10 protein-coding genes are annotated in these 13,135 nt (G+C 56.1%); 6 read left to right on the top strand and 4 right to left on the bottom strand.

Annotation, left to right across the window (positions count from 1 at the left end):
• Nucleotides 1–21 precede the first annotated feature (21 nt).
• The 4 genes from K8R57_03100 to K8R57_03085 form a co-directional block, all read right to left on the bottom strand.
• Nucleotides 22–1,062: a P-loop NTPase gene (locus K8R57_03100; protein ID MCE9587284.1), complete on the bottom strand. Its 1,041-nt coding sequence runs from the start codon at nucleotides 1,060–1,062 to the stop codon at nucleotides 22–24.
• 14 nt (nucleotides 1,063–1,076) lie between these two features.
• A complete protein-coding gene (gene rpoN / locus K8R57_03095; GenBank protein ID MCE9587283.1) occupies nucleotides 1,077–2,513 on the bottom strand; it encodes an RNA polymerase factor sigma-54 in 1,437 nt (478 codons plus the stop codon).
• Nucleotides 2,514–2,593: 80 nt separating this feature from the next.
• A complete protein-coding gene (locus tag K8R57_03090; GenBank protein MCE9587282.1) occupies nucleotides 2,594–2,827 on the bottom strand; it encodes a hypothetical protein in 234 nt (77 codons plus the stop codon).
• Between the two features lie 170 nt (nucleotides 2,828–2,997).
• Nucleotides 2,998–3,768, bottom strand: coding sequence for a Nif3-like dinuclear metal center hexameric protein (locus K8R57_03085; GenBank protein ID MCE9587281.1), 771 nt, complete (start codon nucleotides 3,766–3,768; stop codon nucleotides 2,998–3,000).
• Between the two features lie 69 nt (nucleotides 3,769–3,837).
• On the opposite strand from K8R57_03085, the gene ychF reads away from it, so the two are divergent.
• From ychF to K8R57_03055, 6 genes are all read left to right on the top strand, one after another.
• Complete coding sequence (gene ychF / locus K8R57_03080; protein MCE9587280.1) at nucleotides 3,838–4,956, top strand: redox-regulated ATPase YchF; 1,119 nt, start codon at nucleotides 3,838–3,840, stop codon at nucleotides 4,954–4,956.
• A gap of 168 nt (nucleotides 4,957–5,124) precedes the next feature.
• Nucleotides 5,125–6,252 (top strand): deoxyguanosinetriphosphate triphosphohydrolase, encoded by a 1,128-nt coding sequence (locus tag K8R57_03075; protein ID MCE9587279.1) that lies wholly within the window; start codon nucleotides 5,125–5,127, stop codon nucleotides 6,250–6,252.
• A gap of 224 nt (nucleotides 6,253–6,476) precedes the next feature.
• Entirely contained in the window at nucleotides 6,477–6,890 is a 414-nt protein-coding gene (locus tag K8R57_03070) for a plasmid pRiA4b ORF-3 family protein (GenBank protein MCE9587278.1), read from the top strand.
• 96 nt (nucleotides 6,891–6,986) lie between these two features.
• Nucleotides 6,987–7,286 carry an Asp-tRNA(Asn)/Glu-tRNA(Gln) amidotransferase subunit GatC gene (gene gatC / locus K8R57_03065; protein MCE9587277.1) on the top strand — a complete coding sequence of 100 codons (300 nt, stop codon included), beginning with the start codon at nucleotides 6,987–6,989 and terminating at the stop codon, nucleotides 7,284–7,286.
• 178 nt (nucleotides 7,287–7,464) lie between these two features.
• Nucleotides 7,465–8,922, top strand: a complete 1,458-nt coding sequence (gene gatA / locus K8R57_03060) for an Asp-tRNA(Asn)/Glu-tRNA(Gln) amidotransferase subunit GatA (protein MCE9587276.1) — start codon at nucleotides 7,465–7,467, stop codon at nucleotides 8,920–8,922.
• A 617-nt stretch (nucleotides 8,923–9,539) separates the two neighbouring features.
• Entirely contained in the window at nucleotides 9,540–12,884 is a 3,345-nt protein-coding gene (locus tag K8R57_03055; GenBank protein ID MCE9587275.1) for an autotransporter-associated beta strand repeat-containing protein, read from the top strand.
• Nucleotides 12,885–13,135: the final 251 nt, after the last annotated feature.

Raw genomic sequence — 13,135 nt, 5'->3', positions numbered from 1 at the left:
TTTTTAAACCTACTCCTAGGGTCAGCGAAGCACCGGCAAGAGGGATTCCGCGGCTTTCTGAATCAGGCTGGAAACAGGGAGTTCGGGATGCGATAGCACCAACGGGACACCATTGTCAGAAGCGATCCTCAGTTCAGGGTCTAGGGGCAGCGAACCGAGAAATGGAACCCCCAGCCGGGTTGCCTCTCTGACACCACCGCCGCACCCGAAGATCTCGTGCCGTGTCGTATCACCCGGCGCCACGAAATAGGCCATGTTTTCAAGAATACCCAGGATCGGGACATTCGTTTTCTGAAACATGGAGACAGCCTTGCGCGCATCAATCACCGCGACTTCCTGAGGCGTTGTCACGATCACAGCACCGGTCAGGGGGATCGTCTGAACGATGGTCAACTGGATATCACCCGTTCCAGGAGGCAGATCGAGGATGAGCACATCGATTTCTCCCCAAGCGACATTCCTCAGGAACTGCTGTGTGTAACGCGTCACCATGGGACCTCTCAGGACTGCTGGAGAATCCTGCTCGAGCAGAAGCCCCATCGACATGATCTTCATTCCATGATGTTCCGGAGGAATGATCATTCCCTGTTCGTCGGAAGATGGACGCTTACTGGCACCGCACATGAGCGCGACACTCGGGCCATAGAGATCGCAGTCACAAAGCGCGACCTTGAGCCCTCTGGAAGCCAAGGAAGCCGCGAGATTCACTGAGAGGGTCGATTTGCCAACCCCTCCTTTTCCACTGGCTACCGCAATCACATGACGGATCCCAGGAATAGGAATAGGCCCCTGCCCCGAGGATTGGACCGGCGCTTGGACATCGAGAAGAACCTTCGAGGAAATCCCTGGAAATGAAGCGCTGAGCGCTTGAGTCACTCGGTTTCTCAACTCCGAAGCCACGCCAGTGTCATTCGTGGAGAGGACCATCTGGATAATGAGCTCATCCCCCAGCGTGACCCCCTTCACCACACCGAAGGAAATGATATCACGGGTGAAGCCCGGATAGGGAATAGTGGAAAGGATTGTCCTGACCTCCTGCTCAGTGATGGATGATTGCGTCATATCTTACAGACTTATCAGTTTTTTCTCAGATGGCTCGGTAAAATCCCAAGCTGTTCGCGGTACTTGGCAATAGTTCTGCGGGCGACCTTCAGTCCTCTCGCTTCCAATTCTGTAACGATTTCCTGATCGCTCAGTGTGGCACGGGGGGATTCCTTGTCCACCATGTCTCGGATTGCCCCTTTCACCATCTCATTACTGACTGCAGTGCCGTCGGAGTTCTGAAATCCAGGGGTGAAGAAATATCTCATCTCGAACAATCCTTGGGGCGTATCCATGTATTTTCCAGAGACGGCGCGGCTGACGGTGGTGACATGCAGGCCTACGGCGTCTGCGATCTGAGCCATGATCAGGGGCTTCAGGGCAGAGGCCCCCTTACGGAAAAACTCCTCCTGCCGGGAAACGATCTGGTTCCCGATGGCAAGCAGGGTCTGCTGACGCTGCTGAAGACTGCGTAGAAAAAAACGCGCGCCCTTGATCTTATCGCGAAGGTACAGCAGCAGTTCCTCGTTCTGACCGCGCTCTGCAAGCAGCTCCTTGTAATCATTGCTGATCTTGAGGCGGGGAAGTTCATCCTCATTCAGACGTACCGAAAATCCTCCTGTATCACCCCCCCCCTCAGTCTCAGTATTCTTTTGCGGAATGACGATCAGGTCGGGAATGACACCCTGCTCATCGGCTGATGCAAAGGGACGCCCGGGCTTCGGCTCCAGTGTTGCGATGTGTCGTGCGGCTGCGGTGACATCAGCAACGGGGACACGGAGATCTCGGGAGATCTCGTCATAGCGGTGACGGGCCAACTGGGGGAGATGGTGGCTGAGGATCCGGGCAGCTAGGCCATTCCCCTCACTCCGTCTCGAGAGCTGGAGAAGAAGGCAATCCGCGAGATCAGAGGCCGCCACTCCCGGAGGCTCGAATTCACGGACCTTTCTCAACACAACCTCCATGGGCGCCTCGGGAACTCCTGCCGCTGTAGCCAGATCCGAAACGGTCATTCTCAGATAGCCATCCTCATCCAGGCTTCCGGCAATGAGTTCGACAAGGTGCCGTTCTTCGGGAGGAAAACCCGCCGCCTGATCGATCACGAGGCTCCTGAGCGTCGGCCTTGAGACTTGCGATTCAAAAAGAAATCTCCGGCGTTCCTCATCCTCCGCGGAATAGGCAGGTCGGGCTGAAGCCTGAGGCAGATAATCGCGCCACTCGTCCTGTAAGGAAAATTCATTATCTCTCGCCCTTCTATCATTCTCCTCTTTGGGAAGGGAATGGGGATGAGGATCCTCATCTGAATCAGAGGGTCCCCCTAGAAAATCTTCTTCTTCCAGAACAGGATTGCCGGCCAACTCTGCGGCAATCATCTGACGAAGCTCTGCCACAGGAGTCTGCAGCAGCTGGAGACTCTGCTGCATTTGCGGGGAAAGCACCTGCTGCTGGGCAACCCCAGCGATGAGTTCCATTCCGGCCATTTCTTATTCATGAAACAGAGAGATTAGATTGCAAGCAACTTTTGGGCCATTTAATCAAAAAACAGCAACTTTTAATTATCAAAGGAAAAAAACATCTCCCCAATACTGGACAGGAGAAGTGGATGAATTAGCTTTGAAGGAGGCAACCAGCTTACAAAGGAGGCGAATTTATTATGACCATCACCAAGATCGCGGCGATCGTTGCGCTTGCAACGGTAGCCCTCAGCCTCGGCGCATGCTGCCACAAACAGTGCTGCCAGAATCCCTGCCCATCCACCGTCGGCAAGAGCAAGTAATTCAGGCAAAAGCGCCTTGGGCGCTTTTCTCCCCCCAGCTTATGGATTGCCGGGCCGTTCAGTCGGTCCGGCTTTTCCTTTGCATGAGCTCAGACAGGAATGCTCACAAACAGACGTCCCTTTCTCAGGAACCTCCAGGAAGAGAGGCTTAGGCACGACATTCACCATGTCATTGTCTTTTAGAGCCCTGTGGGATGATCAAGGAAGCTCCAGGGGAGACATGCCTGAGTGGCAACAAGTGAAGCCAGGGCCTTCACCCCGAAGGTCTCCGTCGCATAGTGACCGGCATAAAAGAGATTGATCCCCAGCTCTTCAGCGGCTGTGTAGCTCCAGTGGGGCCCCTCCCCTGTCACGAAGGCATCAACCCCAAGCGTTGCTGCCCGAGCTACCTCGCTGCCCGCCCCCCCGGTGACCACAAGAACAGTCTTGATTATCTTAGGACCGCCGGGAGCCAGATGCACGTCACCACCTACAGCGCCTGATAGTAATTCGGCAAAGGCCTCGCGTTTCATCTCCCTCACCTTTCCGAGCACGCCGACAGCTTGCCCCTTCATCTCCAGAGCCGGCTTGATAGCGGTCAGACCCAGAGCCTTGGCCAGGAGGACATTGTTCCCGAGTTTCGGATGGAGATCCAAGGGAAGGTGCGAACTGTAGAGAGCGAGGTCTCCATCCAGGGCAGCCTTGATCTTGCGGTAGTGGGCCCCGGTCAGAGTCTGCACTCCGTTCCAGAAGAGTCCGTGATGGACCAGCAAGAGCGTACCCGGGACTCTGGATGACTCGCGGATGACTTCCTCACAGGCATCCACAGCGGCAACGATCCTTGTGACTGCACCAGAGTTTTCGATCTGGAGACCATTCACAGCTCCTGGATAATCGTTGATTTCACCTGTTCGCAGGAGGTTGTCCATCGTCGAAACAAGCGAAGAAAGTGATTTGAGGGTTTTTTTCATGGAAAAGTTTTTTTGCTTTAGTGTGTGAAAGAAGTTTTTCCCCGGCCCGGCCTCAGGTAGCAAGGTTAGATGTTAAGAACAGGAATCGTCGGACTCCCCAATGTGGGCAAATCAACTCTCTTCAACGCCCTCACCCGGAGCCGTAAGGCCGAGGCGGCAAACTTCCCCTTCTGCACTATTGAGCCGAACGTCGGCGTGGTGAACGTTCCCGATGCGCGGCTCGAGCGTCTGCGGGAGCTTGCCTCCTCCGAGAAGGTCATCCCGGCCGCCATCGAGGTGGTCGATATCGCCGGCCTCGTGAAGGGTGCCAGCGAGGGAGAGGGATTGGGAAACAAGTTTCTGGCACACATCCGCGAGGTCGACGCCATCGTCCAGGTAGTCCGCTGCTTCGAGAACGAGGACATCCATCACGTGGCCGGATCGATCGATCCCGTTCGCGACATTGAGATCATCACGACCGAGCTTGTCCTCGCTGACATGGCCACCGTCCAGAAACGGATCGAGCGCCAGACCAAGGCCGCACGCACCGGCGACAAGGTGGCCAAGGCCGAGATCGAACTCGGAGAAAAGCTCCTCCCTCACCTCAACGAGGGTAAACCCGCCAACACAGCTCAGTTGACGGATGACGAGAAGAAGCTGATGGCCGGCTTTTTCCTTCTCAGCGCCAAGCCTGTACTGTTTGCCACCAATGTGCGCGAGGAGGATCTCGCGCCACTTGAGCTGGGTGACTATTCCACCAATCCCCATGTGAAGGCCGTCGTCGAGTACGCTGCGACCCATCACGGTACCGGAACGGTCGTTGTCAGCGCCCAGATCGAGAGCGAACTTTCCGAACTTCCGCCCGAAGAGGCGAAGGAGTATCTGGAGGGACTGGGTGTCTCCGACAGTGGTGTAGGCAAGCTCATCCGCCGAGCCTATGCCCTGCTGGGACTTCGCACATACTTCACCTACGGGCCTAAGGAGACCCGCGCCTGGACCATTCGCACCGGTGACAAGGCCCCTGCCGCTGCCGGCGTCATCCATAGCGACTTCGAGCGCGGCTTCATCGCCGCTGAGACCATGGCCTTCGCAGACCTGGACTCACTCGGTTCTGCTCCAAAGTGCCGCGAAGCGGGCAAACTCCGCATCGAGGGCAAGGAATACGAGGTCAAGGACGGAGACGTCATGGAATTCCGCTTCAACGTTTAGCCGAGGAGATCTCCCGCAGAGACGCAGAGAGGCGCGGAGATATTTGTAAAAAAACAGAAAACAGGTAATGCCTTCGACTTGAATCCCTAATCGATTTCTTACTGCTCAATCAAAGATTCTTCCTCTGCGTTCTCTGCGCCTCTGCGCGAGAATTCATAACTCCGTTCCATGACACATTCATCCGATCCACGCGAAGCCCTTCTCGCTCCCTTCGCCCAGAAGGCCTCGGAGAGTGCAGGACGCTTGCTGCCCGAGTCGGAGCATTCCTTTCGTTCGTGCTACCAGCGGGATCGTGACAGGGTCGTTCACGGAACCTCCTTCCGCAGGCTCGACGGGAAGACGCAGGTCTTCCTCAACGGCAAGGGAGACCATTACCGCACACGCCTGACCCACACGATCGAGGTAGCCTCGGTCAGCAGGACCATCGCTCGGGCTCTCGGACTGAACGAGGATCTGGCCGAGGCCATCGCCCTGGCACATGACTTGGGACATCCTCCCTTCGGTCATGCCGGAGAGGAGACGCTCGATCGCCTGATGAAGGATCACGGCGGATTCGATCACAACGAGCAGAGCCTCCGCGTTGTCGAGACACTTGAGGAAAGCTATCCCCAGCACCAGGGACTCAACCTCACCCACGAGGTTCTTGAGGGATTGAAAAAGCATCACCGCGAGATTGTAAGCCCAGATGGCGCGCGCTATCCCAGCCCATCGCTGGAGGCCCAGGTGGCGAACATCGCTGATGAGATAGCCTACTACAGTCATGACCTCGAGGATGGACTCGCCTCCGGCCTGCTTTCTCAGGAAGAACTCATGAGCTTGGATCTCTGGCGCGAAGCCGATGCCAAGGCCCTCGCGGAATCCTCCGGGACCCTCAGCTCTGCAGGTCCCCGCACCTATCGGAAGTTCCTCCTCCGCTGCCTGATCAACCGGGAGGTTGAGGATCTTGTGCAGACAAGTCATTCATCCATCGTTGCCTCGGGCGTCACAAGCGTCGGGGAAGTTCGTCATCATCCCACCCGTCTGATCGGATATTCCTCCGATCTCAAATCCCGCAACGCCGCTCTCCGCAGGCATCTCTACGAGAAGTTCTACCGCCATCCCGAGGTGCATGGCGCCAATGAGAACGCCTGCCAACAGATGGAGTCTGTCTTTGCCGACCTGATAAGCCATCCCGAAAAGCTCGGCGTGCGCACTCTCTCGCGCCTGGAACGCGACGGCCTCCACCGCGTCGTGGCTGACTATGTCGCGGGCATGACGGATTCCTACTTACGCTCCCGCTACGAGGCGCTGTCGTAGAAAAGACTCGGGATATCGGCGGATAGGGGCGTTGTCGCTCGCTAGCCTCGCATCTGGAGAGTTGCTCCGAACGAATCTAAAACCACGAAAGACACGAAAAGCACGAAACCTGAATCACCCTTCCTCTTTCATCTCCCCTCTCGTGTCTTTAGTGATGTTCGTTGTTCTCCTTCTTTTTCTTTTCCCCTAATATCCCACCCATGATCGCTCTTAAAGATCCCCCATTGAAGACCTACATCTTCGAGATCGGATATGAGAAGTTCCGCGCCACGGTTGGCTTCCTCGGGGAATACACGCTCTATGATCTGGCGGAGACGCTGATCAAGGCGCTGGAATTCGACTTCGATCACTGCTTCGAGTTCTGCGACAACTTGAACCGCTTCAACAGCACCGAGCGCTACACCCTCTTCGCCGACATCGGAGAAGCCGATGATGACCCCGGTGTGAAGAGCACGTTGATCTCCGAGGTCTTCACGAAGGGGCGAACGATGCTCTTTTACTTCGACTACGGAGATGACTGGCATTTTCCGGTCACCTGCATCGACATTGGCGAGGAAGAGGCCGCTCGGCGCCACCGTAGGGTACTCTCCCGAAATGGCAACCCTCCCGTGCAGTATCCCCCCTGCGAGGAGGAGTAAAATTCGACCTAAAGAGCGTCGTGGGCAACCCATAGTTCAATCCCAAGCCTTCCCTTTTCATCCTTCATCCTTCATAATTCAACCTTTCCTTTGCCCATGTCCACCAACGCACCCCATCACACAATTGACGTCCCCTATCTGGCCCGTCTTGCCAGGTTGGAAGTAACTCCCGAGGAGATCGAGATCTTCGGTCCTCAGCTTGGTCGCATTCTTGATCACGTGGAGCAGATGAACAAACTCGACATCTCAGGCATCGAGCCGACCGCCCATGCGATCACGGTCTTTGACGTGATCCGTGAAGATGCGGTCACGGAGAGCCTCCCCAAGAAGACGATCCTGGAAAACGCCCCGCACAACGCAAACGGGCTCTTTGTTGTCCCAAAGGTTCTCGACTAGTCAAAACTCCCTCACCATTTTCCGCTTTTTAGCTTTTCAGGATTTACGTTTTTTCTTTTCCCATATTCAGGTTTCAAGTTTCAGGTCTCATCCCTCTCTCGCCTTCCCCAAGCCTTCCATCTGCTGAATTGCGGACGACATTTTAACTTTTCAACATTTCAACATTTTAACTTTTTTTATGTCCTTCACCCCTTTTCAAAGCATCGCGGCGACACGCCGGCTACTCCGTTCCAAGGAAATTTCCCCCGTCGAGTTGCTCGAGGGTCTTGAGCAGCGCATCGCCTCCGTGGATTCCTCGATCGGCGCTTACATTGCACGGGATCTCGAGACAGCCAAGAAGGAGGCTTCAACAGCCGATCTTTCCAAGCCGCTCGGAGGCATTCCGATAGGGATCAAGGATGCGATCAGTGTCGCTGGACAGCCCCTCCAGTCAGCTTCCCGGATTCTGGATGGGTACACAGCCCCCTACGATGCGACCGCTATCGCACGTCTGCGCAGTGCGGGAGCCATTCCTTTCGGACGGATGAACATGGACGAATTCGCCATGGGATCTTCCACCGAGAACTCTGCATTCCATCCGACGCGCAACCCTTGGGATCTGAATCGCATTCCCGGTGGATCGAGCGGCGGCTCCGCAGCAGCGGTTGCTTCAGGAACGGCCCTCGCCACTCTCGGCTCCGACACCGGGGGATCGATCCGCCAGCCCGCAGCGCTCTGCGGCTGCGTGGGACTGAAGCCGACCTACGGTCGTATCTCCCGTTACGGACTCATTGCCTTCGCCTCCTCTCTCGATCAGATCGGCCCCCTCACCTCGACTGTCGAGGACAGTGGCATCTTGCTCAATGCCATGGCAGGCAAGGATCCCCATGACTCGACCTCGCTGGAACTTCCCGATGAAGACTTTACCGCTGAGATCGGTCGTGATCTCAAGGGACTACGCGTTGGTGTGCCGAAGGAATACTTCGTCGACGGCATGGAACCGGGAGTTCGCAGCTCCGTCGACGCCGCAATCGAACAACTCGTCTCCCTCGGGGCCGAGCCGGTGGAGATCTCCCTGCCCCACACGGAGTATGCTGTCGCTGTCTACTACATCATTGCCACCGCCGAGGCCTCAGCCAATCTGGCCCGCTTCGACGGCGTGCGTTATGGACGCCGCTCACCCGAGGCCAAGGACCTGCTCTCGCTCTATGAGAAGACACGCGCCGAGGGATTCGGACGCGAGGTAAAGCGCCGTATCATCCTGGGCACCTACGTGCTGAGCAGCGGCTACTACGACGCCTACTACCTCCGCGCCCAGAAGGTTCGTACCCTCATTCGGCGTGACTTTGATCAGGCCTTCACCAAGGTCGATGCCATTGTCTCCCCCACCTCTCCGGAGACCGCATTCCGCCTCGGGGAAAAGACCGATGATCCGCTCAAGATGTACCTGGCTGACATCTTCACAATCGCAACGAATCTGGCCGGCATCTGCGGACTGAGCCTCCCCTGCGGATTCTCCAACCGAGACGGCGTCGATCTACCGGTCGGTCTACAGCTCCTCGGACGCCCCTTCGGTGAGAGCCGTCTTCTCCGAATCGGCCATGCCTACGAGCAGTCGACCGAGTGGCACAAGCGCAGGCCCGGACAAATAAGTTAAAAAGTTAGAACCGTTAAAGGGTGAAAACGGGGGCCCTCGTTTGTGACCTTGTGCAAAAATTGAAGAAAGAGGGAATTCTATGAAACTTCTCAACCCTCTTAAATCCTCATTCGGCAAGGGATGTTTTTCCAGAATCAGGCATGCCCGGTATCTGGGATGAGAGGATTCTTTTGAGGTGGAGTTCGAGGATGGCCTTTGTTTTTTAGAGCCTCATTCATCGATCAGGAAGGCAAACCTCATCTCAAAGTCAGCATTTCCCGTTTCCGTGGTTGTGGATGAGGAATTAGGCAGTCACTTCCGGGTAACCTATGATTCCGGCGAGCAAGCATGGGTTTCCTGGGCGTTCATCCGAGAGCTTCCCCGGAAAAAGCTGCCCCACTCACCCTGAGGCACCGAGTGGCACAAGCGCCGATCGGCTTTCTAATTCCCGCCAAAATCTTCTAGAAACCCGTCTTAATAGATATGCAAGATACTGGTGATTAGAGGTTTATAAGATATTTTTGAGGGGAGCAAAAAGCCTTGAATTTGTTAAAAACTTTTTTTATTTTTTTGAAAATATTTTCAAATAATCGTTCAAGGTTTTTAGAGTTCCCTCCTCCACAGCTACCCAAACTATAATGAAAAAAGCCGCCCTGCTCCTAATCCCCGCACTCGCCCTGATCACCACCACCTCCGCGCAGGCCCAGACCATCGTCACCAACGGCTACGTCTCCTCGGTGGGGGCCGGGACGGTCACGCTGAACGGTGGCGGTCTTCTGGCGGGAAATAATATCACTTTCACGGTCACCAACAACATCGTGCTGGGAACCAACGGAGGTCTCTTCAGAGCCTATTCCTCGTACGTTACGGGTGTTTGGCCCTTTCAAACAACCTATAACGATGGCAACCTTGTGATCAATGGATCGGTCAGTGGTTCCGGCGGGGCGACTTTTCAGGACGGCGGCATAATGCAGTTCAACGCCTCTAACTCCTACACCGGCAACACAACCTTTGATGGGGCAAGCGGCGGCGCCTCCGTTGACATAGGAAATGTGAATGCCTTCAGCGGATCGACGGTGGTCCTCTCCGGATTTCAATCTCTGAACTTTACAGCCGGAGGAACTAAAACCTACAACTTCGGCGGTCTCTCCGGCAGCCAAAACCTGGGACTCGGCGCCAACACCCTCTCCGTCGGTGCCAATAACCAGAACAACACCTACTCCGGCGCTCTCAGCGGAACGGGAGGATTCGTGAAGGCCGGTAGCGGCACCCAGACACTCTCGGGAAATAACTCCTTTACCGGCGGCATCACCGTCAATGGAGGCACCCTAGCTGTCGATAACCTGGCCAACAATGCCAACAACGACATCACCATTAATTCAGGCAGCAAGCTGGTGTTTGCCGTTCAGGATGTCTTTGCTCAGTGGAACGCTACGATCAACCCGACGATCACTATCAATGAGGGAGGTGTTCTTGCCAACGACGGGGTGAACTTCAATGCCCTTGGCGACGTGGTGCTCAACGGAGGCACCATACAGTCCCTGGGTGCCACCGGAGCCAATGCCTCGGGCACGGCTTTCGGACTGAAAGGTCTTGTCAGCGTCATCGGTTCCGCCACCTCCACGATTGCCGGAGCCGGCATCGCCCTCGGCGAAGCCGGAGTCACCAATACCACGTTCCAAGTCACGAATTCGGCTACCCTCAATGTTACCGGCAACCTTGCCAATGGTGACTCCGCTTCATGGGGGGTCAAACAGACCGGCAACCTCATCAAGACGGGAGCGGGCACCATGCTCCTTAGTGGAACCAACACCTACACCGGTACCACCACAGTCGGAGAAGGTCTCCTCGAGTTTGCCAAGACGAACTCTCTGTACAACGGCACCACCTCTAGCTGGACTGCCAACAATATCACCGTGAGCAACGGCGCAACCCTCGCCTTTGCTGTCGGAGGCGCCGGTCAGTTCTCCACCAGTAACATCACCACGATTCTTTCGAACTTGGGCGGGACCAGCGGCAAGGGCTTCCTGAGCAACTCCTCGATCGGCTTTGATGTCGCGGGGGGCATCTTCACCCTCACCAACAACCTTGGCAACAGCACCAATGGCACCCTCGGACTGCTCGCCTATGGCGGCAACACCCTAACACTCACCGGCTCCAACAGCTACACTGGGACGACCCGCATCGACTCCGCCACTATTCTCCAGGTTGGCAACGGCGGCACCTCGGGGACGATTGGCAGCGGCACGGTCTCAAACAGCGGCTCACTGATCTTCAACCGCAGCGGCACCCTCTCTGTAACGGCTCCGATTACGGGTACTGGTGACGTCAGGCAGATCGGTTTGGGCACCACGACACTCACCGGCAGCAACAGCTATACGGGCACCACAACCGTCTCGGCTGGCGTCCTGAATATCGGCAACTTAGGCACCGGCAATCTCGTGATCGACAGTGGAGCGGGTCACAGCACCAACCTCCTAGTTAACGGAGGCACCCTGAATAATGCCTCTGGGATTATCGGTAACGGTGTAGGCACGGTGGGATCAGTTACCGTCACCTCCGGCTCTTGGAATAACAGCGATTTTCTCTACATTGGCTACTACGGCTCCAGTAGCAACAGCTTGACGATTTCCAATGCTGGTACGGTCCGTGTAGCTGATACTGGTGGATGGCTTGGACTTGGTGAATACGGCGGCTCCGCCAACAATCTCACCGTAACCGGATCCAATTCCACACTATGGGTCAACACCTCGCGATACGGCTCCTACGGGATTTGGATCGGGGATGGCTACGATGGTGATGCAGTTGCTAGCTCCAGCAACACCATGGTCGTCTCCGCTGGAGGCAAGGTATATTCCGGCGGAGAGAGTGGCATTGGGGGGAGTGGTGCAGGAGTTGGAAACACGGCTCTTGTAACCGGAACGGGCTCTCTTTGGAGTAACAATGGGGCTCTTAATATTGGCGGCGCCTACCAGGGATCCACCAGCGAAGGAGCTCTGACGGTGACCAAGGGAGGTTCCGTTGTGGCAAACGATATCTACATCGCTAATAATGCAGGAACAGTTGGCGTCCTAAATATTGGCTCCCTCGGAGGAACCGATACGGCGGGTACAGTGACGGCATCGACAATCCAGTTTGGTGATGGTACCGGCTCCATCAACTTTAACCAGCGGGACGCCACTACCATCGATAGCCAGATTTCCGGTTCGGGTAGCGTGAATCAACTCGGTACTGGCACCACGACCCTCGGTGGAGCCAACACATACACCGGCCTTACAAAGATCACCGCCGGCACACTCGCCCTCGGAGCAGGGGGATCGCTTGCCACCAATAGCTCAGCCCAAATTGACATAGGCGCGAAGTTTGACCTCAGTACGAGGAACCAGTCCCTCAACGATGTGAAGGCCAACGGCACGATTGCAGGATCCGGAACAATGACCGTGACAGGAACCCTCAGCGGTAGTGGCACGGTTGCTGCCGACACGGTCGTCACGGGCACCCACAGCCCCGGCAACAGCCCCGGCATCCAGACCTTCGGAGGGAACCTCACCTACCAATCGGGAGCTGGCATCTTGCTCGAATTCGCCGACAACACGACCGTCAACTCCCCGCTTGCCTACGACCAGATCCTTGTAGGCAAGGACCTTAACTTTAGCGGCCTTACCAGCCTGAACATCTCCTTCGGAGAGACTGGAAGTGCGGTCGACTGGAACAATGCCTTCTGGCAGACCAGCCAAAGCTGGACGCTCTACTCAGTGGGCGGTACCACGGCAGGATTTGGTAACCTTACCCTCAACACCACCAATTGGACTGATGCCAGCGGTGATCTCTTCGGTAATGTCCTATCCGGCGGAAACTTCTCCCTTGCCCAGAACGGCAACAACGTCGTCCTGAACTACGCCGTTCCCGAGCCGAGTACCTACGCCCTCATGGGACTTGGTGCACTGGCCCTCGTGATCGCCTACCGACGCAAGCGCGCCTAGTAGGGCATAGGTGAACAGGCTGAAGTCTTTTAGACTTAGGTCAGAAGCAAAACCCTTTAAAAGCCCCGCCTCCGAAAGGACGCGGGGTTTTTTTATTTTCCCTTCGAAGGCCCCTCTGCCCAGAAGCCTTGTTCTACCTTCATTCCCCTCTGCGCCCCTGCGCCTCTGCGGGAGAAAAATCACCGGCACATCTCCCCCTCGCCCACTCCCACTCCCACCTATCCACTCATTTCCCATTCTTCATTTCCCTC

The organism is Verrucomicrobiota bacterium (assembly GCA_021413925.1).
Classification (GTDB): domain Bacteria; phylum Verrucomicrobiota; class Verrucomicrobiia; order Chthoniobacterales; family UBA6821; genus UBA6821.
Note: the sequence above shows the minus strand (reverse complement) of the source record. Positions and strands in the feature narration are given on the sequence as shown.

What these genes read in the sequence shown, in the direction of transcription:
- K8R57_03100 (MCE9587284.1), bottom strand. Translation starts at nt 1,062, where the DNA reads ATGACGCAATCATCCATCACTGAGCAGGAGGTCAGGACAATCCTTTCC.
- rpoN (MCE9587283.1), bottom strand. Translation starts at nt 2,513, where the DNA reads ATGGAACTCATCGCTGGGGTTGCCCAGCAGCAGGTGCTTTCCCCGCAA.
- K8R57_03085 (MCE9587281.1), bottom strand. Translation starts at nt 3,768, where the DNA reads ATGAAAAAAACCCTCAAATCACTTTCTTCGCTTGTTTCGACGATGGAC.
- ychF (MCE9587280.1), top strand. Translation starts at nt 3,838, where the DNA reads ATGTTAAGAACAGGAATCGTCGGACTCCCCAATGTGGGCAAATCAACT.
- K8R57_03075 (MCE9587279.1), top strand. Translation starts at nt 5,125, where the DNA reads ATGACACATTCATCCGATCCACGCGAAGCCCTTCTCGCTCCCTTCGCC.
- gatC (MCE9587277.1), top strand. Translation starts at nt 6,987, where the DNA reads ATGTCCACCAACGCACCCCATCACACAATTGACGTCCCCTATCTGGCC.
- gatA (MCE9587276.1), top strand. Translation starts at nt 7,465, where the DNA reads ATGTCCTTCACCCCTTTTCAAAGCATCGCGGCGACACGCCGGCTACTC.
- K8R57_03055 (MCE9587275.1), top strand. Translation starts at nt 9,540, where the DNA reads ATGAAAAAAGCCGCCCTGCTCCTAATCCCCGCACTCGCCCTGATCACC.